Origin of the sequence: Fibrobacter sp. (genome assembly GCA_024399065.1) — a bacterium.
In the GTDB taxonomy this organism is placed as follows: domain Bacteria; phylum Fibrobacterota; class Fibrobacteria; order Fibrobacterales; family Fibrobacteraceae; genus Fibrobacter.
In genome coordinates this window covers 18,168-39,461 of the sequence record JAKSIB010000025.1, presented here as the reverse complement: position 1 = coordinate 39,461, position 21,294 = coordinate 18,168, and the positions used below count along the sequence as shown (strand labels likewise).

The 21,294-nt window shown below is 40.3% G+C and carries 12 protein-coding genes; 8 read left to right on the top strand and 4 right to left on the bottom strand.

Annotated features, from left to right (window positions below):
- Window positions 1-20: 20 nt before the first annotated feature.
- From MJZ25_11660 to MJZ25_11650, 3 genes are read right to left on the bottom strand one after another with little or no spacing between them, the layout of a single operon-like run.
- Window positions 21-524 carry a hypothetical protein gene (locus MJZ25_11660; protein MCQ2124832.1) on the bottom strand — a complete coding sequence of 168 codons (504 nt, stop codon included), beginning with the start codon at window positions 522-524 and terminating at the stop codon, window positions 21-23.
- The gene (locus MJZ25_11655) at window positions 514-5,604 is read right to left on the bottom strand and encodes an RHS repeat-associated core domain-containing protein (protein ID MCQ2124831.1); all 5,091 of its coding nucleotides are present in this window, start codon (window positions 5,602-5,604) and stop codon (window positions 514-516) included. The genes MJZ25_11660 and MJZ25_11655 overlap by 11 nt, the downstream gene beginning before the upstream one ends.
- Window positions 5,605-5,617: 13 nt before the next feature.
- Entirely contained in the window at window positions 5,618-13,093 is a 7,476-nt protein-coding gene (locus MJZ25_11650) for a hypothetical protein (GenBank protein MCQ2124830.1), read from the bottom strand.
- A 66-nt stretch (window positions 13,094-13,159) separates the two neighbouring features.
- Here MJZ25_11650 and MJZ25_11645 point away from each other — a divergent pair, with 66 nt between their 5' ends.
- From MJZ25_11645 to MJZ25_11620, 6 genes are all read left to right on the top strand, one after another.
- Entirely contained in the window at window positions 13,160-14,170 is a 1,011-nt protein-coding gene (locus MJZ25_11645; protein MCQ2124829.1) for a hypothetical protein, read from the top strand.
- 125 nt (window positions 14,171-14,295) lie between these two features.
- A complete protein-coding gene (locus tag MJZ25_11640) occupies window positions 14,296-14,685 on the top strand; it encodes a hypothetical protein (protein MCQ2124828.1) in 390 nt (129 codons plus the stop codon).
- A 19-nt stretch (window positions 14,686-14,704) separates the two neighbouring features.
- Entirely contained in the window at window positions 14,705-16,081 is a 1,377-nt protein-coding gene (locus tag MJZ25_11635) for a GspE/PulE family protein (GenBank protein ID MCQ2124827.1), read from the top strand.
- 93 nt (window positions 16,082-16,174) lie between these two features.
- Complete coding sequence (locus tag MJZ25_11630; protein MCQ2124826.1) at window positions 16,175-17,305, top strand: hypothetical protein; 1,131 nt, start codon at window positions 16,175-16,177, stop codon at window positions 17,303-17,305.
- Window positions 17,298-17,696: a hypothetical protein gene (locus MJZ25_11625; protein MCQ2124825.1), complete on the top strand. Its 399-nt coding sequence runs from the start codon at window positions 17,298-17,300 to the stop codon at window positions 17,694-17,696. The genes MJZ25_11630 and MJZ25_11625 overlap by 8 nt, the downstream gene beginning before the upstream one ends.
- On the top strand, window positions 17,686-18,084 hold the full coding sequence (locus MJZ25_11620) for a prepilin-type N-terminal cleavage/methylation domain-containing protein (GenBank protein MCQ2124824.1): 399 nt from the start codon (window positions 17,686-17,688) through the stop codon (window positions 18,082-18,084). The genes MJZ25_11625 and MJZ25_11620 overlap by 11 nt, the downstream gene beginning before the upstream one ends.
- Window positions 18,085-18,101: 17 nt before the next feature.
- Here MJZ25_11620 and MJZ25_11615 read toward each other — a convergent pair whose 3' ends face one another.
- Window positions 18,102-18,734, bottom strand: coding sequence for a hypothetical protein (locus MJZ25_11615; GenBank protein MCQ2124823.1), 633 nt, complete (start codon window positions 18,732-18,734; stop codon window positions 18,102-18,104).
- 949 nt (window positions 18,735-19,683) lie between these two features.
- Here MJZ25_11615 and MJZ25_11610 point away from each other — a divergent pair.
- Window positions 19,684-20,301, top strand: coding sequence for a DUF5662 family protein (locus MJZ25_11610; protein ID MCQ2124822.1), 618 nt, complete (start codon window positions 19,684-19,686; stop codon window positions 20,299-20,301).
- Between the two features lie 14 nt (window positions 20,302-20,315).
- Window positions 20,316-21,263 (top strand): putative sulfate exporter family transporter, encoded by a 948-nt coding sequence (locus MJZ25_11605; protein MCQ2124821.1) that lies wholly within the window; start codon window positions 20,316-20,318, stop codon window positions 21,261-21,263.
- Window positions 21,264-21,294: the final 31 nt, after the last annotated feature.

The window sequence follows — 21,294 nt, the reverse complement described above, 5'->3', positions numbered from 1 at the left end:
GTTATACTAATATAAAATAATCATTTCGTAGGGACCTTGTATACAAGGACAACCCTTGGATTACGAACATTTTTCAAATGTTTGATACGGGAAAACTTGACTTTCAACGTACCTCCGGTCTCTAAATCAAAATCATCAGGAAGAAAGAAGTAGACTCCAGTGACCCCATCCCCACCATTTCCAAGACAAACCCTTTCTACTGGGCCCCAAATGAGAGGCTCTTCGTCAACAAACACAGAGCCTCCTATTGAAAACGTCATCTGTACACGGTCGTTTTCAGTGATTTCATTTCCACTAGCAACAATTGTAGTATCATAGCAGACAGAAAAACGTTTGCCATACTTGACAAAAGGGACCTCAAACACTTGCTCTTCTTCAGAGTTTATGTCAACTGGAGCTTCCCAAAGGATATCCGCCCATTCAAAGGGGTTACGAGTGTACCCTTTGATATGCCACGGACCACAGCCCGTCAAAAGGAGCATAATAGAAAAGAACAAAAAAAACATCTTCTGTTTAATAACCATAATATGCGGTGAATCCCATTCGTCTTGCAAGAACACCTGGGTTGTTAACGTAATTCATTCCGGTCCATCGAGAAACCTGACTAGTACAATTGGTTTCAAAAAGATTGTATTGTCCAGTTGGTGCACCTCCAATTAAACTAAAACCGTTCTTACCCGCCTTATACGCGGTGTAATTCGGGTTATTTCCTACCACCTTAAATCGACGACCTTTGTAATCCTTTAAGCCAGTTTGATGCTCAGAACCGGTACTAGTAGCTTCTCGTATCACCAGTTCTTGTTTTTCTCCAGCTTTACCTTTATTTTTATCTTCAACCAAAGCTGCATGAGTATAGCTTTCTCCAGTAAGTATGGCAAGAAGCGTAGAAACAAAATCACCTTTTTGCCTTTCGAACACAATAATATCACCATCCCTTACATTAGGACTCCCCTCATCATCAACAATATCTTTCAGTTCATACTCTGCCGGATCAACATCAAACATAACTCGCAAAGAAGAACTCATTAAAGTCGATACGGAAGAACTTAGAGCACCCTGACCAAAGCCGTTCCAGAATCCATCACCTTTCAAATAGGACATAATTCCACTACTCATTGCACCACCAAGAATCTTATTTCCATTTTTTCCCATTATGTTAACGCCAGTCGCATCAAGAGCATACCCAACACCAGCATCGATAAGAGCTTCAGCCCCACCTTCTAACGTAGACTGAATAATTTCAGCACCATCAAAATTACCAAACTTGTATCCATCAGTCAACAAATGTGCTGACGTATAACCAGCGGCCGAGCTTGCCATACCGCCAACAACACTACCCAAAGCAGCTTCCGTTCCCAAAGCGGCATAAGATGCAGCAAAGCCTCCCACGGCAGCACCAGCAGCACCAGCTACCGCGCCAGACACAGCCCCTACAGTAACCCCCTTAGTACAACTTCCCCCACCATAATTAGTACAGTTGTACCAAGCAGAACCTCCACTAATAACAGCACCAACAATAGCAGCTGTTATAACAACTCCGGCAACAACCTCTTCTCCATTTGGGTCAACAAAATTTACTGGATCGCCACCATATGTATACGGGTTGGCAAACTGACCTGCGGGGTCCGGACTCGTCCATAGTCCCAGGAACGGGTCAAAGTATCTTGAACCAAAGTAGTATTTTCCATGCTCGGCATCAAATTCCTTGCTTTGCCAACGTTCATGTCCATCGATACTATTGTAAGCAAATTCATCAACATCACCATAGGCATAATAACTAAATGCGTTTTCTAAACCATTTTTGCTAGCGTATCCACGAACATTCCCTTGGATGTCCGTTAACGGAATATATACCGGACCATCAACACCTTGGCGGAAACCGCCAGAAGCCAATTCCCTTCGTTCAAGACCGATTTTGCTATCAATACCGTTAATACGAATAGAAGTATATACTCCTACACCCGGTACCGTAGCCTTCATAAAACCAGAACCATCATGAAGATTTTGTACAGAATACCAAATTCTATCGCCTTTCTCATCATAAGCAATATTGACTTCCGTTTCAATGGTACCCAAATTTTGACCTTTTTTTACATCGGCCAACGATATTTTTTCTGGAATAGCCGAAAGTTTATAAATGCGAACAGGCATTCCAAACGCATTATTTTTATACACAACCTTATTTCTTTCATCAAGCCAGACGTTACCCGAAGCGTCATATCTAAGTTTTGATTTGGCTGCAGATGGTTTTTCCGTACCCACTTCATATACTTCAAATTCATTCGGACGATACAAATCATCCTCGTACTTATATTCGATAGAAGCGTTTTTCTCTGCTTTTTGTTTTAAACGTCCAAGATTATCATAGTCATACAATCCAGGCTGATTTCCCGACACGGAAGTCAAACGACCTATATAATCATATGTATACTCATTTTCATGCTTTTCATCACCATAGCCCTTTATCGACTTCCATTCATGAGAAGTTTTATCGGCGTGTTGATTAATTGATGAATTAAAAATATTCTCAGCAGAGTAGACTAATTCATCTTTTTCATTAAAATACTCAATTCGTTCAACTCTACCATAAATATCTTTATGGATGGAAGACTTTAAGTAAGAAGTTTCATCAAAATAAAATTTGTTACTTTCCAAATTACCCTTCAAAGCATACGAATATGTAACCTGCGGGACTCCATTCTCATCTATTTTTTCTAGCTGTCCATCGCTATTATAAGTTCTTTTACGTTTTGAACGTTCAATCCAAGCGTCGTCTACCCATTCACTAAACGAACTTTCAACAACATCATTGGACGAATTATATGAATAGCTAAGATGAATTGGAGGGAATTTATCCAAGCCAAACAAAAGCCATTGATTCGAGACTCTACCAAGATCATCATAGCTTTTAATTGATATTTTTGTATATTCTCCGTCATCATCAAAGGCAACAACAGCACTTTCATCATTAGGCCTAATGCCATTCATCATCGATGTAATGCTCTCTGCGACATTTTCATCAACACCAAATTGTGTTAGGGAGTCTTTCGTTAGTACTCCATAAATAAATCTTGAATATTTTTTAAAGTTTTTATTTGGAACAGGCTGATCGAAATTACCTTTGAAATCAAAGTTTGTAGAGACGCCAGTTGAACAAACTTTTCCAAGCGCATTATAATTCAAAACAAAATATGTGAGTTTCCCATCTTCCTTAAGCTGAGAAGTTCTAGTAAGACGCAGACGACCATGGGAATCATAAAAATACTCCGTTTTGCCCCTATCACTACTTTCTGTAGAAATCAAACGGTTTTGAGCATCATACCTATTTTTCGTAGACAGTTGTTCAAAGCCCCTGATACCAGACTCTTCCAAGTTCCCAAATTCATCATATTTATTATAGTATACCAAAGGCCTTATTCCATCATAGATCCAAGATGTTACATTACGGCCCTTTTCATCAAATATTTTTTGAGAATAAACACCATTTGCGCTCTTTTTTATTCGAAGAACAAATGTTCCCCCTTCATCTTTTCGTTTGTTATAAATGCCAGCCAAATGTTTATCATCTAACAAACTATTGTCAACAAAATCATTTTCATCTTTCGCAAGCATTTTCCATACTTTTGTATAGCCATCCCTAGAGGTTTGTCTATTCATTTCAAAAGAATTGTCAGATACACCTGCAGACTCAAAAATCAGCCCCTCATCATCATTAAAGTAATTTGTTTCGGAGAAGGCAAATCCATTCGCATCTGGATTTACATATTCATTTGGACCGACAAAATACTCATTCGCTCTTGTAACGCAATTTTCACATGCGACATCAACATAATGAAATTCTTCATCTTCATTTGTTTGAACAAAAGTCATAGGAACTTTCGTTGTTTTTCCTAATGAATTAGAATATTCAGAGGAAACCGTATACTGATTATCAACTAATTTTCTTTGCGTTTGAGCAACACCACCAAAGCCATCAGAATAAATAGCAGATACAGCACTACCTCCATCTCCTTCAAAATTAAAGAAGCGTTCCATTTTTGTATAATAAGGTGTTACAAGATTTTGCTTTCGAGAGCATTTTTTGTACTTAACATACACAAATACATTTAGAGGTTCTGCCGAAGCGCTATAAAGGCCTGTATTTACATTTGAAATAGTAAATTTATTTTCAGAATCTTTCTTTGTCACCCTTGACTTGTCATAGCCTTGCAATTCTGAATAAAGCCATATTTTGGGTTGTTCCGTCGGTTCTTCATAATACGAATAATAAACTTCAGAAAGTTCGTACCCAGGGCTAACAAAAATATTTAAGGAACAAAATTTCTTTTCCCACACAGGATATCGCATTATTTTAGGATTTTTTTCATCTGCAACCCCACTCATTCCCTCTACAACAACTCTACCGCCATCTTCATTAATTACAGAAAAAGTTCCATAATTAGTTTTCGCCATAAACCTTAACGACGGCAGCTGAGCTAAATTATATTTTACCTTCTTTATTTTAAAATCATAGTCATGATGTACAGCGTCTCTAATTCGCTGAAATTTAAGAGCGACGGCAGGAACATACTTAACTTTTTCATCATTATAGCCAGAAAATCCATATTGTTGCCATGATTTAGCAAAATCTTCTCGTTTTAATACCAAGGTTTGATTTTGCGAATCTACATATGGATAATTTGAATCATACGCTCCATAAGGCTGATTGTAGTATTGATTAGAATATTTGTTAGCTTCTGTAAAATACCAACAATACAATTTTTCAAGAACATTTTCAAATTCAACTTCAACAGACGAGAAACTGCCAACAACAGGGTGCTCTCTAGAAAAATCGTATGCGATCAAAACTCCGTTATCAGAATGTCCTGCCCCCATACTTACCACAAGACCACGGCCTTTTTCAGGTTCTTCTACGTCAACCGTGTATGAATCAAGCATTCTTTTGGCAACCCATCCAGAACGAAGTCCCTCATCGCCATAAAGAAACATAGATGAAGTGTTATCCTGGAATAAATACTTAGGAGACCTATATTCATCTTCAATATAAGCATACATCCATTCCTCGGCCACATTAATCTCTTTCACAAAATTCCAATATTGAATCTGGAACTCCCCATCATGATATATGGACACTTGAATACCCCAATCATCAAAACGACATTCCAAAACAACATAAGAATCAGATGTAGATACTTTATTTACTTCATGATTCTCTACAAATTCCATCCATCTAAAACTTTCAAATGTTTTTTTACCATTTTCTTTCAAATCATTGAATAAATGGATTCTTGGGGCATTAGATCCTCTAGTTGAACTCTCACCGAATTCCACAACACCATTCTCCCAAAATGTAAGAGAAGAATAGGTTTCTCCCATGTATTTAAAAAAATGGGAGGAGGAAAGATGAATTGTTTTCTTATTATAAGGTGAATACGCAGTCTTTTCATTAATTAACTCATTATTCACGGTTGTTTCATCCAAGTCAATCCAACTAGGCATGCCAAGTTGAATACCACCATTTTGGCTTATATCATTTTTTACATATTTATAATCAGCAAAAGATGTAACAAACAACATCAAAGCCAAGAAAACCATCTTTTTCATTTTCAATACCCCCCTACTTTACAGTCACATTGGGTTGAATATCAATAGATTTTGCCCAAACCTTACCTATCCAAACTGAATTTGGTGAGAAACTAGCACTACCATTTGGAATAATCAACGTAGCTTTCAATTCAGAACTAACTCCTAAATACACCATTTGGTTCGTATTCGAGTAAATCATCAACTGATCTGCCCCCCCCTCACATACAAATTGCACTCTATCACCAATACGCAATATTTCTTGGATCCATATCTGCATTCCATCAATCTTATTTTCAAAGACAATCTTTGCATCAGCTTCAATTTCAAAATTTTCAAAATAATAGGAACCAGCTTCGAAGTAAACCGTAGCATTGGAATAGACGTGTAAAGTCTTATATTTTCCGGGCTTTAGGATTGCCGTCTGATTATTCCAAACATTGACATCATTTTCACCAACAGCAAAGTCAACGGTTGGAATCAACGGAATTTGATCCTTTTCCTGGATTACCGATTCATAACGAGCACCATTTTCTACGTTTAGTTTTTCACCAACAACAATTTTACTCGTGTAAGAATCATTACGAAGATGCATATCACCCATAGATGTTAGAGTTCCATTTATACGAGCATTAGCTCCAACTTCAACATTATTTCCAACAAATTCTATTCCAGAAACATTCACATTATCTGCAAATTTTAAATCTCCTGTCGTTGCAAGTTTATGCTTATAAATGGACTCATAAATTTGGGGAATAGATGTACCCGGAATAGTAACGGAAGGATTATAGCTACTAGAGCTACCTCCGTTAATTCCCGAAGAATAACCTTCCTCACCAGCAGAGGTTCCTGTGGAACCTCCTGACGTCGGAATGGATGAAGAGGAAATATCATACCACCAGGGATATCCCTTTGATGAAGAACTAGAACGAACAACAAGGGTCACACATCGTTCATCACCTGTTTTCTCATTTTTAAAGAAATAATCACACGACGAAGAGGATTCTGGTACATTATCTGAACTACTAGAAGAATACTCCGGAAGTTTCGGATTGGTTAAATCAATACAAGCATACTTTGTATAAACAACGCCATATGCAACAAAATTCCAATCATTGCCGTAATCACTAAAGCAAACATACGGATCGTTACCATCAATCTCGTATACAAGATTAGTTTCATCGGAAGAACTTGAGCTACTACTTTCATTGGTGGGCAACGGAGCAGAGTAATACCACATCATACTATTAGTTGCAGAAGGGGCAAGCTGTGCCGGGCATGTTTTATTCACCTTAAATTTGTAAGTAAGCCTTTTCCCATTCGTTCCTAGCAAATTAACTTTTATTAACGAATGGTCAAGATTACGCAACGGTATTTTCACATCAGTGTTAGGGTAAATCTCGAAATCCTTTTGCTCATCAACAGAATAAGTCATTTTAACATTTTCAACATTCATCGGATGGAAATTAAGTTTCAATTCATTTTCATCACAATCAACATCTGTAGTGTATGACAAAATGTATTGTCTAAACTCAGACGTAAAAGCAGATGGACTACTACCGCCAATTGAAGACAAAGAAACGTCCAAGTCATCGTCCTTTACATACTTCATAGGTACAATCTTATTGCGAAGTCCCGAACGAGGAGAATCATATCTTTCTTTAAAAACAATTACTGGAGAATCATTGTCTTTATCAAAGCCTAAATTACCCGCATACTTACTTGTTTCTATAGAAGCAAAAGCTGGATTTCCAACAGACAACCATCTGCTATCTTTTTCATCATACCTCAAAACAGAAACTTTATTTTCATTCTGCTTATTAGCAAACATCAAATAAGGAACGCCTTTATCTACCATCAAATCCATTGGATCATTTTTATCCAAATAAGCAATCTCGTTGGAATTTACAGCAGCATCAGTCATCACTTCAAATGAAACCTTTTCACCATTTTTCACAGACTTAAACACACTTAAAGCATTTACTCCTTCTTTAGATTCATAAAGAACAGCTATGTAGGTATTCAATTCATCAGAGGCAACGGCTAATCGTATAGCGTCTACTAAATATTTATCTTCAAGTTTCAGGAGGTCTCCTTCTTCGGATGAATAACCAACCCAACGACCGTCTTTTGACAAATGTTTAACAACAACATAATTGTCAGAAAATGACACAGACATTAACATTTCACTAGGAATAGTTAATTCACTTTCAAGTTGTTCATCGCTATAGGATTCATCTAAATCATTAACCAATGTTGTACTTTTAAATTGTGAAGGAACCTTTCCGATATACGCGACCATAGGCCTATCGTTAGGATCAGCAACAATTTTAAAATCAATCACATTATATTCTGAAATAGATTTTACATTTTCATCAAGATTTGATGAGTATAAAACCGGCGAATATCCATTTCCTTCTTGCCGCGGAACAAGACCTTTAAAATAGACTGTATACAACTTATCATTAACATAGGCCATATCAAAAGATTCCGCACTACTTAGGTTAACGTAGTTCTTTTGTTCCCAGCCAGCTTTATTAGCGCCTAAGCTAACTTCAAATTGAGGTTCCCATTTATAGAGAAAAACTGATTTATTTCTTGACGCAGAAATATGAACTTTGTCATTTTTATTTTTTGCAACACAAAATTCATCAAAATCACCTTCATATCCGTTATCAAGGTCCCATCTATAGCCATTGTAAGCAGACAGACTAAGGCCATTTTCGCCAACATAAAAAATACGATTAATACGTGTATCAGATGCAAATTTAGGATCATTTCCAACATCTAATATATTTCCATAATTTACCCAATCATATCTTTGAGGAGTAAACTTTACTGTATAAATTTTATCAGATGCATCTCCAACATATAGTTCTAAGACTTTTTCTTTAGAACCAAAGGACATAGAAACACCTTTTTGAACATCACAACATGGCGGAGTATCAAAGAGACCTTTTTCATCATCACTTACGTCGGCATCAAAAATACGATAAGAAACAGTCTTTCCATCTTGATGAGTTTTCCATGATATATTCAAATTTTCGACATATGTTTGTACCATATAATTGGACATTTCACCAATGGCAGGCATCAAGAAATCACCATTTACCATTACATAATCAAGAGTGTTAATGTCATAAGTAGGATCAAGGCAACTACCTTCTACATAGGTATTTCTTTCAATTAAAGCAACGTCCCTAGAACCATCATCTTTAAGATAATCTCCATACAATTCAGTAATTCGACCTTTTGAATCATATTGTGTATAAACAACATGATTACGATCTTCTACAATTGCAGAAGGTTTTCGCAACAAGTCATCATAGAACGTCACAGATACAGAAGCATCAGCAGGCACCAGACGAACATCCTGCAACCATACTCTATTTTCTCCATTTTTTTGCAGAGACCATTCATATTTGTCAGCATTTAAATCAAACTCAGTCTCAACATATCTCCAAGAATAAGGTTCAGTATTGAATTTTTTACTCAAATCATTAGAAATATTCAACGTGACATCATCACCTTCACTATAAACCCATGCAGAGAAACGATATTTGCCTTTCTTTGCTTTATTTAATGTCGCATTGAAAGAATGTCCATTAAGAGAAATTGCCTTAGACGAAAATTTTCCATATTGTTTTTTATCCGGATTTTTCTTCCATTGAATTGAATTAACATTCAAGTCTTCTATTGAACAATCAGTTACTCCATCTATATCACAATTATTACCAGGAACAACAACAATTTCGTTCAAACCTGCATTTTTTACAGAAGCCACCAAAAGTTTTTCTTTAGTGTTATCATGTACTCCCGCATACATGATGTCGTATTCATCAAAGTATTCCTCAACAAAACCTTTATCATACCTTGTAATTTCTTTTACCTTTTTCCAATTTTCGCTTTGCGTTTTACTAGACCAATCAAAATCATTTTTTGAAATACGTTCTTCATTAGGTGCATAAATCCATTGACTTAAAGGTTCAACAATTACTGCGTCCCCGTCTTTGTTTTCATTCAAAATGGTAGCGGTACCAGAAACAATTTTACCTTTTTTCTCATCACATTCTGGAATGCACCGGATAGAGCCTACAACATCAGACAATCTGTTTAATTCCACCATAAAAGAATACTTTTCTGGCGCATAATAATTATAGATTTCTTCAACACTTTCTCCATTGACCACCTTCTTCACACTCTTTTGCAGCCCATTAATATCGCTTTTATAGGTATAGAATACTTCGTCAACATTATTATTTTCTTCTATGGAAATTTTTGTTACATAATCCACAAACATTGATACTGGCCAATTTAACTCAGTACCAAAGTATCGATCAAAATACGTTGTGATTTTTTTCTTTGGCTTTGATGAAAAGGAAACGTCATTTGTATAATATCGTTCAGAGCAAACCAGCCCCCATCCCAAGCCATTTTTTGAAGAATCATCGTTTTGGTAGGGACACAAATTCTTAACAATTTTACCCTTCCCCTCCGGCAAGATAATTGTATACGCCCTAACAACAGGCATTCCTGTCGAGAAGTCATAATACGGAGATGAGTCCTCTAATTTCGAGACACCGATATCTCGATATGAATATTCATACCTAGTTTCTTTATCAAGAACCGGATCGCTTACAGTCTTGGAAGTAACAAAATATCCATATATTTTATTCACAAACGAGTCATGTTTTTTGAAATATATGTAAGAATCATCTGCATAATAATTATCTCCTACAGCACGACTATTCTTATTTACATTACCAACTTGACCATCATAATTCCATACGTAACCATTGTTTACATAAAGCTGATTAGATTCTTTTAACAAATACCATGTAGGGCCAAGAATAACATGCTGGCTTTCATCGAAGGTACTTATGTCTCCTTCTTTCCACTCTCCCGCCTCATTTTTAAAAAATTTCTGAACCTTTCTGTCTTTTCTAACAGCATAACCGTATGTAACACCCAATTTTTTTAACGTTTTCCTTTTAGGACGAGTTATCACAAAATAATCATCCCCTGAAGAATAACCATTCCATTCAGCTTCTACAACCCAGTCATAGTTTAATCCATCAACCACATTTTTATTTTTAAACCACAATTTATAGTCATTTTTTGTCTCATCAAATTCAAACAATGTTAGATCATCATAATCATTGTGTTTCATTGCGAAATAATTATAACCAACAACCGAAATTACTGGATCACCCTGAGTCCCCCGCAAAGAATGTGAATCAACTTTCACCCATTTTCCGTCATATTCATTCCACAATAAACATCCAATTTTAGCATTATGTTTCGTAAGGCCCAATGAATTATCAGGCTCCATCGCAGCACCTATAACGTGGTCGCTTATAAACACATATTGATTTTCATCATCCATATTATCTTCATCATATGTTTGAGCAACATCACTCTTGTCATGATTGAATGTAAAAACTCTCAACGAAAGAGAGTGTCCGGGTGATTTATCTTTATAATAAACTGCAAAATGATTTTGCGATGTTATCAAAGTAGTTTTTTCACGATCTCCATCATCATCATCGGCTTTTTCATTGTACACCTGTCCTAAACCATTTTTTTTCCAAAGAGTCCAAGGAATATCAATCTTAATTCTCTCATCTGCTACTTTAGCTCTAACGATATAATCCGGGCCAACACTTACAAATTCTTTTTTATTGTTAATTACAATTTGAGTTTGCTCGATCCATTCTTTGCCATTCCATACATATGGGACAAAAGTGCATTCATCATAATTTTTTTTCGAATCGCTAGATCTAATTTGCCTTACGGAGATTGCAACAAAAGAATTATTCCTTCCCATTTGGAATGATTTTTTTGAACTACAATTCCAAGTATTTGAACTAGGCAAGGGCATCTTATGCCAGCCATCAGCCTTCCACAGATAAGCTTCCAATGTACATATGTTATATCCAACAACGTACATAGAACCATCTTGCAAATACCCAACACTAGCATCTTTAACAGGTAATTTTTGAGCATGTTCTTTTTTGTCAAAGAGAGACATTTGGGTATAATCATATTCAACTTTTCCACATTTTAAGCCTGTTATTGATTTAATTGCGCCCAAGGCTATATCATCTGAATTATGGAATGATCCTGCAGATGATTCTACAGAATTTTCATAATCTACATACTCATATTTTTCTTCATCAATAACACTAGATTGATAATCATCGTTTTCACCAGTAGCACGCGATGCATCATAAGTTGTCACAGAACTCAACAATCTTTTAACATACTTAGTATTATCATATCCATCAATTTTAACACGCAACGGTTTATAACAAAATTCCACAGTTTCAAGTATTTTTCCATTATTCGCCTTAACAGTCATCTTAGATAAATATCGACGCTGCATAGGATCCACATAACCATCAAGATTATTATCCTTTTCTTGAGTATTGATTTCAGATTTTCCCGTATTGTCAATAATTTCGTCTGTAAAGTCAGCACCATTATTCACTAGACCCTTCATAGATGTTTCAAACTCAATTGAAGCGCCAAAAGACGATGTCACCTTTTTCAAATAATTTTCTTTAGTGTAAGGGTAATCAGTAAACGAGCCGCCTATTTTTACATATTCATTAATTTGATCATAATCATAAACAATGTAATTTCCGTCATAATCTTCTTGCCTACTCAAATTCCACGCACAAGGAAATGGATAGCTTTTCCCATCTTTAAAAGCACCAATAAGACCATAATGTTCCGGATAACTTAAAACGTATTCAGTAGCGTTATGCTTTTTAACATCCTTTGGGTTTTCATCAAAGTCTCCATAAAAATACTTCACACCAGAGGCATCCTTCAAAATCCAACCTTTCACAATTTCGTAAACACCAGCCTTTGTTGAATATTTGTAAGTTTGGCGTTCAACAGACCAATAGGGCAGATTTTCAATCCACCAAGTTCCATTATGTTCTATAATAGAGTAAGTAAGTCCGGATGAGGTTTGTAAATGATAGGTATCATCTCCGAGCCACATTGATGAATTATGGTCACACACAATCTTAGCTTGTCCCATTGTCCACCCAAGGCCAATCCAGCCAAGATTGACTTTATCATTCTTAACTTTTACAATTTCAGAAACATTTCCTGAATACATCAATTCAAATTTTGCTTCAGCATGTCCTGCAGTTACACTTGCAAGATACTTGCTAAACGAAGCCGTTCCATTTATCGGATTTATACCACCTTCAGCGCTCATATACTTATTAAAAGCATTTCCAGGTTCAGCACTCTGCGCGAAAACAGAGGTAAAGGCCGATACTATTAAAAGGAACAAAGAAATTTTCTTTAGCATAATTTCAATTCCTACGGATTTAAGGCTTTTGTGCACAATCGCACAAAATACAGGGTGGTTGAACAAATCCAACGAAAATACTTCAAAACCACAGTTCGCCCGTAGCAGGCAATCTGTGAAAATTGAAACACCAGATTTTTTAATTAAGAGCCTAACCCCCATAACTTGGTTAGAAGCCAACTAAAAAAAAATTCGTTTTCAATACGGCGCGGCAAAATAAAAATTTAAAACAGATTATTAAAGAGGTTGTTTGAAATTTTATTTGTAAATTTTTCTCATCAAACAAAAAAGCAAGAACATGTTAGCTATATTTTGGAAAAAAAACGGGGGGATTTAATGAATAAATCTGTTCTTACAATATTAATTTCGTCACTATTTCTGTTGGCATCCTGCGGAAACGATAATCCTGCGTCGGCAGACAACGAATCTAGTTCTTCAGAAGTCACAAGAAGTTCTTCATCATCAACAGAGCAGGTTAATTCCTCAAGCGCGATCAACAACGAGAATATATCATCCAGTCAGATTGACGAAAAGTACAGTTCGTCAAGCAGTGACGTAAGTGCGGAAAGTTCTTCTGGCGGTACGGTCAGCACGTTACCCGCCAACTACAATGCCGAAACAGGAGCACTTACCGATAGTCGAAACGGGAAAGTCTACAAGACTGCAAAAATCGGCAATCAAATTTGGATGGCGGAAAATTTGAATTTCGACATTGGCGACAGACCATCAGCATGTTTAAACTGGGCTTCGCCTTGTGATGAGCGCTATGATTATTACGGAAAAACACAAGACTGCCCCAAAAAAAGTACAGAAAACGATTGTGACATGTACGGAAGGTTGTATAGCCAAGCCGGCTTTTTGCTGAAATTTGACAACCCTGAGGTTTATCAAAAGCATCCCCCCGTTACAGAATCAATGCGTCCTTTCCAAGGAATTTGTCCAGATGGTTGGCACATTCCTGATTTGGATGAGTGGCAAACTTTGTTTAATAACAGCCCATTAAACGACCTTCTCTCCGAAGATGCTGGCGGTACGAACGCTTCAGGCTTCAATGCTTTAATTTTAGGTTATGCAGCAAATGAATCCAACAAGAACTACCAAAGTGGTGAAGATTACAATGACGAGATGACAGTATTTGCTTCAGTTGAAGAAGATTACGATGGGAATATATTGGGAGTGATGTTTATCAAGACTCGAGTGAAAACATACACAGTTCCTCCGTACAACCACATTCCCGTACGCTGTTTAATGAACTAATTTTTACAATTTATTCACAACGACGAAAAAGTCCAGATCCATTCTGGACTTTTTTGTTAGGATTCATTTTATTTAATGAAAATTTTTGCGACTTTTACTACATTTGGGCGCGAACGGGGGTTCCTATGAAGAAATTCATTCTTTCAGCTCTTTTTATTTCTCTTTCTACGCTGCTGTCTGCATGCCTTCAGGATGAAGACAGTGACAACCGCATTCCTGTGCGTTACACGGTCATCGTTACTGACAAGATTTCCGGCGAAGCAATCAAGGATGCCAATGTGGAATTGACAAACGAGGTTCAGTCCGCCCAGGATCTCAAGACTAATTCCAGCGGCACAGTGATCTTCCCTTCTGAAGAAAGCTATGTGAACCAGATTGTCGTCACCAAGGAAGGCTACTTCCCCAAGGACACGGTGGATGTGATCAGCAATCCCGACACGGCATTGAACATCATTCTGCGTTCCATCAGTTTGTTCCTTGTTCCGACCGACACCGCCGACACCGACAACGATTAATCCAATCGTTCAAATCCCAATGTCCTTCGAGCTTAAGAATCCGCCTTCACAAAGCGCCTTGCGTTTCTTGACGCAGGAGCAGATGCTGCGATATTCCGCATTGCCGGTGGATTACAACGAAGAGTCCCGCATTCTTTCTGTAGCCGTAGCCGATCCCTACGATTTTGACTTGATCAACGATATCCAGGTTTGCGCAGGCGTTTTCATTCGCCCTATCCAGGCCAGCGAAGATAAGATTGTTCAGTGGATTGCCGCCTTCGCCGAAAGGGCTGTTCCTAATTTCGGTTCTGATTCTGCAGCAAACAAGTCAAACTCCCCCGTTATCCGGCTTGTGAACGAGATTATTTCCGAAGCCATGCATACTGGCGTTTCCGACATTCACTTCGAGCCGGGCGAAAAATCGTTCCTGGTGCGTTTCCGTAAAGATGGCGTTCTGAAGGTGGCCCGTAAGCTGCCTTTGCGTTCCATTTCCGAGGTGATTTCTCGTTTGAAGATTATGGCAAACATGGACATTGCCGAGAAAAGACGCCCTCTCGATGGTCGTATTCATTTCGACGATGGCACCAAGAATGTGGATATCCGTGTTTCCGCGCTGCCTACGGATTACGGACAAAAGATGGTTCTGCGTCTTCTGGATAAGGGTCAGATCATCCATAAGTTGGATTCCCTGGGCATGACCCAAAAACAGATTGACTTGTGCGAAAACGAAATCCACAAGCCCTATGGAATGTTCCTGATTACAGGTCCCACAGGTAGTGGCAAGACTACAACTCTGTACACCTTGCTGCAGATGATCCGCAGTACGGAACTGAATATTTCCACCATCGAAGAGCCTATTGAATACAAGCTGGATGGTATCACCCAGACCGCTGTCAACACCAAGATTGACTTGACTTTTGCCGCGGCGTTGCGTACTTTGTTGCGCCAGGACCCTGATGTAATCATGGTGGGTGAAATCCGCGATAGCGAAACGGCGGAACTGGCTATTCGTGCGGCTCTTACGGGCCATCTAGTTTTCAGCACATTGCACACAAACGACGCGCCCTCTGCGGTGGTGCGCTTGATCGACATGGGTATCGAACCTTTCCTGGTGGCTTCTGCCGTGAACTTCATTATGGCACAGCGCCTAGTACGCAAGGTATGCCACAAGTGCGGTGGCAAGGACCCCAATTGTCTTACTTGCGGCGGTAGCGGTTACAAGGGTCGCGTAGGTCTTTTCGAAATGATGCCTATGTCCGAAACACTCCGCGAAATGGTACACAAGAATGCCACCACGGCAGAGCTCAAGCAAAAGGCCATAGAACTTGGAATGAAGACTTTGGCGGTTGATGGTGCAGAAAAGGTGGCCGCAGGCCTCACCACCGACGCAGAAGTTTCTGCAGAAGCCGTTGTGTAGGACTTTATGTTTGGCAGCAAGCAAGGCTACACTCTGCCACTGACAATTACAATCCTATTGGTAATTGGTTACCTCTCCTTTTCTTTTTACGAGATGGTAAAGCGGGAACGTATGGAGTCGTTCCGTCGCTATAAAGATGTTCAATCCACCCTGGAATTGGAATCTGCGGCAAATTACGCCTTTTATAGAATGTCAACAGCCAAGGAACCCTGGCGTACGGATTCCCTGTTGCATACTTCTAAAGACGGCAAAATAAAATTCTTGATCAGGCATGTTCAAGACGGTCCCTTCGCAAGGCTCACCGCCATGAACCAGGATTCCTCCAAGTTTTTTTCGGCAACTACAGGCTTTGTGCCACAGAATCGTCCGGCACTTGTTTTAACTGCGTCAAACTCTTCCATCGCCTTGGTTGGCAACGCCCGTATCGAGGGCGGGACTGCTCTAAAGCAGGGCCGAGTTAGCTACAGCACCAACTACAAGATGAGAGCCACCAAGGAGGCTTTTTACGACACCGTTTTTGTGAGCGATACCCTCCCCTATTTCAAAGATTCGAGATATTATCCGGAACTGAGTAGAAATTCCTTCGAAAAGAAATTTGACCAACAAAGTTGTGTCTTTGACGGAACAGATAAAATCTCTGGCGAGTTGAAATGTTCCATGGTCATTATGCAAGGCGATGCCCGATGCGACCATTGCAGAATCATCGCAGACCGTTTATTTATCCGCGGCAGGTCTTCGTTAAACAAGGCAAACGTTATCGCAAGGACCATTTCGCTTAAGGATAGTGTCTTTGCGAGCGGTTCCTTTTTCGCCCAGGATTCCATGGAAATTGATCTGAAATTGCCGCAAAACAATCCCGTGTGGTTCATTGTACAGGGGCAAAAAAGCAGCGACGTTGATTACATCGGCTACTTGAACATCCAAAGGCTAAAAGCAAGCCAGGCTGCGATTCTTTTCTATGGCGATAACTGGGACGAATCTCTAAAGGCAAGCCCTGTCGAAATCTCAGAAAATGCAGATATCACAGGAACCGTGGTGGTCAACGGCGTGGTAGATTTCAAGGGAAAACTGAAAGGCAGCATGACCGTCCATAACTTCGCTTTCTACGAAGGAGAAACCCTTTGGCGAGGTTTTTTGAAAGGCGGTCAAATCAAGGGCGACACGTCCGTACACATGATGTTGCCCGACGTGATTCAATTTGGCGGAGCTCCAAGTTATGAATAAGGTTTACCTTAGCTTGCCGGGGAAACGCGGATTCTCCCTGATGGAAGTGCTTATCAGCTTCGGTATTCTGGTTTCTACCGGAGTTCTGCTTTCTGGTTTCTTGTACAAGGGTCCCGTGACGCAGAAAGCCCGCAACGAGAACTACGGCCAGGAACTGGGAAAGATTTATTTGCTTGCAGAAACCGCAACCGGTTTGGCAAAGGATACAGCATTCGTCCACAACGACGCCAATGGAAACCACTGGGAAGTCGCAATTTCGCAGACCGTTGACGGCGATGAAGTTTGCTACAGGGCGCAGCCTGTGCGCAACAAGAAGGACTCCACCAGAGCCTTGTATTACTGCCGCTACACCGCTTCCGCAAAAAAGCAGGGAGGGCAAGGTGCGCAGTAAGAAAGGTTTTACCCTGATAGAATTAATCGTGACCATGGCGGTATCCGGAATTTTCTTCACCCTCGCCATGAACATGTTCAGCACCGCAAACGGTTCCTTTGTGAGCTACAAGAAAGCCCACGAAGCCTATTTTGACTACAACGTTAAAAAGGCAATTGCCAACCGCATGCTTAGCGAACATCAGGGAATTTGCGACAACGAAGGAAACTTCCATTTTTCAGGAGATTCCACCAGGTTCATTTCCGCCGATTCTTTGGACAAGGCCTTCCCCTTTCCATCGCCTAAGTGCAGGCCTGTAGACAAAAAAAGAACCCTAGTTTATTTCCTAGGGGTTCCTGATTCATCTTCTCGAGAAGTGCAAGGCTATAGCAGCTATACGCGGCACTAGCAGCATATTACACGACGTTATGCAGCACTCATCCAGCGGAGAAATTCCCGACAGGATTCGTCACCCAGGCTATTCATTTTCTTAGTTAACTCCAGGGAGTTTCTGAAGGCCACATCACAGCAGTGACGGTAAGTTTTTACCTCGCTGTTCTTGGCTGCGGCAATATTGCTACTGATTGCATTACGACTCCTTAGGTAATTGTTGTGAACCTGTTCCAGGTAGTCGATACGCGACTTGACGGCAAGTTTTTCTAGCTGTTCCGCAGGGATTTTCTTGGACAACGTTAGGGCATGTTCAATCGCCGTCGTCACCTTCGGAGAAGCCGCCCCCGCAATATAATGCGAGAAGGCCCTTGATAGTTCCGTCACGGTTGCGCGATCCTGATCAGAATCAAACTCCTCCAGAGACCTTACTGCAGTCTGGCAAATCCTGTAGGCACGAGCACGTTCCTCGTTCCATTCAGAAACATACCCTGGCACAGGTGTTTTCACCATCGTTTCCAGTTGGCTCAGAAGTTTTCCATAGGCATCAATTGCCCCGGAAACCATGGGATTGTCGATTTTTCGCATATTTTCGAAGATTTTGCGATGAACTTCGACATACGACAGCAAATTATAGCTGCGGAAACCTTGACTTTGCTTGTAGTCCATATCCTAACTCCTTTTGAGGTTTCGCCTCAAATTCCAGTAATAAACTACAAATCAGTTGCACAAGAAACAAACTCTAGGGGCAAAAAAGGCATTTTCAGTCGTAGCACCACCATTTTTTGTTGTGTCTGATACACAATAATTTGTAGTACCAAGATTTTATAATGAAAATCCCACACCATTATTTGCGGTACCTTGATTTTAAAATGACGATTCCACACCAATATTTACGGTACCTTGATTTTAAAATGAAAATCCCACACCATTATTTGCAGCACCTTGATTTTAAAATGACGATTCCACACCAATATTTGCGGTACCCTGATTTTAAAATGCAAATCCCATACCGTTATTTGCGGTACCTTGATTTTAAAATGTTAATCCTACACCGTTATTTGCGGTACCCTGATTTTAAAATGAAAATTTCACACAAATATTTGCGGTACCCTGATTTTAAAATGTTAATCCCACACCGTTATTTGTGGTACCTTGATTTTAAAATGAAAATTCCACACCAATATTTGCGGTACCTTGATTTTAAAATGAAAATTCCACACCAATATTTGCGGTACCTTGATTTTAAAATGAAAATTCCACACCAATATTTGCGGTACCTTGATTTTAAAATGTTAATCCCGCACCATTATTTTTCACCATCGTTTACGTGCGCAAACAAAATTTTTCACAAAAAATGGTTCCCATTTGGGCGTTTCCTGCGTGTTAATAGTAGGCTCAACTTTTAGCATGGAGGAACAATGAGCGAATACAAAATGAAACCTTACGAGGAACTGGATATCACCGACAATTTTGACCCTGTCTTTCATTATCGCAGCCTTAATGTAGAGGGTCCTCGTATACATTTTCCCTACCAAAATTATAGTCAGTTTTATCTACACCCAAAAGTTACGAATTTTATAAAGCCGACATTTTTCTTTATTTCTAAATTTACATTATGTTTCACCCGATCCGTCATTTTATTACCATCAGCAAGCACAGGCACGAAGTGATTCGCTTGTGCTTCAAGGCGGGCATCGGATTCCAGGGTTTGTTCCACGATCTTTCCAAGTACAGCCCCACGGAATTCATTCCCGGCGCAAAGTACTACACCGGCACGGAATCCCCCAACAACGGGGAACGTCGCGACAAGGGCTACAGCTTGGCATGGATGCACCACAAGGGCAGAAACAAGCATCATTTTGAATTCTGGTACGACTATGAAATGGCTTCCAAGAAAATCGTGCCCATGCCTATGCCGGATCGTTACATCAAGGAAATGTTCTGCGACCGCGTAGCCGCATCCAAGACTTACGGCGGAGCAAGCTACACCCAGTCAAGCCCGTTGCAGTACTTGACCCAGAGTACGGCCTCCCAGAAGATGACCGAGGACACCTACCGCAAGCTTTTGTTCCTGCTGAACATGCTGGCAAAGAAGGGCGAAAAGGAAACCCTGGCCTTTATGCGCAAAACCAAGGTGCTCCCCACCAGCGCCGCAGCAACCGAACAGTCTGCAGTACAGCCTGCAGAACAGCCTAAGCAAACCGAGCCGGCATCCTCCCAAGAACAAGTTTAAAAGGAGAGATATAGATGAAAGAAAAAATCGCAAAGATTGCTTTCGTGGCACTGATCCTCGCCGCATGCTGCCCCTGTGTCGCCTCCTGGATGGCACTTTTGGCTGGCATCGTTTACGCATTCGCCTTTGGCGGCCCTGCATTCCCCAAGTTCGCCAAGAAGACCCAGAAGTACTTGCTCCAGGGCTGCGTGGTGGGTCTCGGTTTCGGCATGAACTTGCAGGCAGCACTTGCCAGCGGTAAGGACGGCATGATGTTCACCATCGTTTCCGTGGTTTCCGTCATGGTGCTTGGTTTCATCATCGGCAAGGTCATCAAGGTGGACACCAAGACTTCCTACCTGATTTCCAGCGGCACCGCAATTTGCGGCGGTTCCGCCATTGCAGCAGTGGCTCCCGTTGTGGACGCCGACGACAAGCAGATGAGCGTTTCATTGGGAACGGTCTTCGTGCTGAACGCCCTGGCCCTTCTGATTTTCCCGCCCCTTGGCCACTACTTCGGTCTCACCAACCAGCAGTTCGGTGAATGGGCGGCCATCGCCATCCACGACACCAGTTCCGTGGTAGGTGCCGCAGCCGCTTACAGCGACGAATCCCTCCAGGTGGCCGCCATGGTGAAGTGCACCCGAGCCCTCTGGATTCTGCCTCTCGCCCTCATCACCATGGTGTTCTTCCGCAAGAATTCCGGCAAGGGCAAGTTCGATGTGATTCCCTGGTTCATTTTCCTCTTCGCCATCGCCATGGTCATCAACACCTACCTGTTCCCCGCCATCGGCGTTCCTGCTGAAGTAGGCAAGTACATCGTGATGGTCGCCAAGCGCGGTTTCGCCATTACTTTGTTCCTCATCGGTACAGGCCTTTCCAAGGATGCCCTCAAGAAGTGCGGCGCCAAGCCCTTTATCCAGGGCGTTGTGCTGTGGGCGGTCATCGGCGTAGGAAGCCTCCTGGTCATCAAGGGATTCTAATTCCAGAACTCAAAATTTCAAAACAAAAAGA

Bases quoted from the DNA above. Each gene is read 5' to 3' on its own strand.
- MJZ25_11610 (MCQ2124822.1), top strand. From the start codon at position 19,684: ATGTTTCACCCGATCCGTCATTTTATTACCATCAGCAAGCACAGGCAC.
- MJZ25_11605 (MCQ2124821.1), top strand. From the start codon at position 20,316: ATGAAAGAAAAAATCGCAAAGATTGCTTTCGTGGCACTGATCCTCGCC.
- MJZ25_11615 (MCQ2124823.1), bottom strand. From the start codon at position 18,734: ATGGACTACAAGCAAAGTCAAGGTTTCCGCAGCTATAATTTGCTGTCG.
- MJZ25_11630 (MCQ2124826.1), top strand. From the start codon at position 16,175: ATGGTAAAGCGGGAACGTATGGAGTCGTTCCGTCGCTATAAAGATGTT.
- MJZ25_11655 (MCQ2124831.1), bottom strand. From the start codon at position 5,604: ATGAAAAAGATGGTTTTCTTGGCTTTGATGTTGTTTGTTACATCTTTT.
- MJZ25_11640 (MCQ2124828.1), top strand. From the start codon at position 14,296: ATGAAGAAATTCATTCTTTCAGCTCTTTTTATTTCTCTTTCTACGCTG.
- MJZ25_11625 (MCQ2124825.1), top strand. From the start codon at position 17,298: ATGAATAAGGTTTACCTTAGCTTGCCGGGGAAACGCGGATTCTCCCTG.
- MJZ25_11660 (MCQ2124832.1), bottom strand. From the start codon at position 524: ATGGTTATTAAACAGAAGATGTTTTTTTTGTTCTTTTCTATTATGCTC.
- MJZ25_11635 (MCQ2124827.1), top strand. From the start codon at position 14,705: ATGTCCTTCGAGCTTAAGAATCCGCCTTCACAAAGCGCCTTGCGTTTC.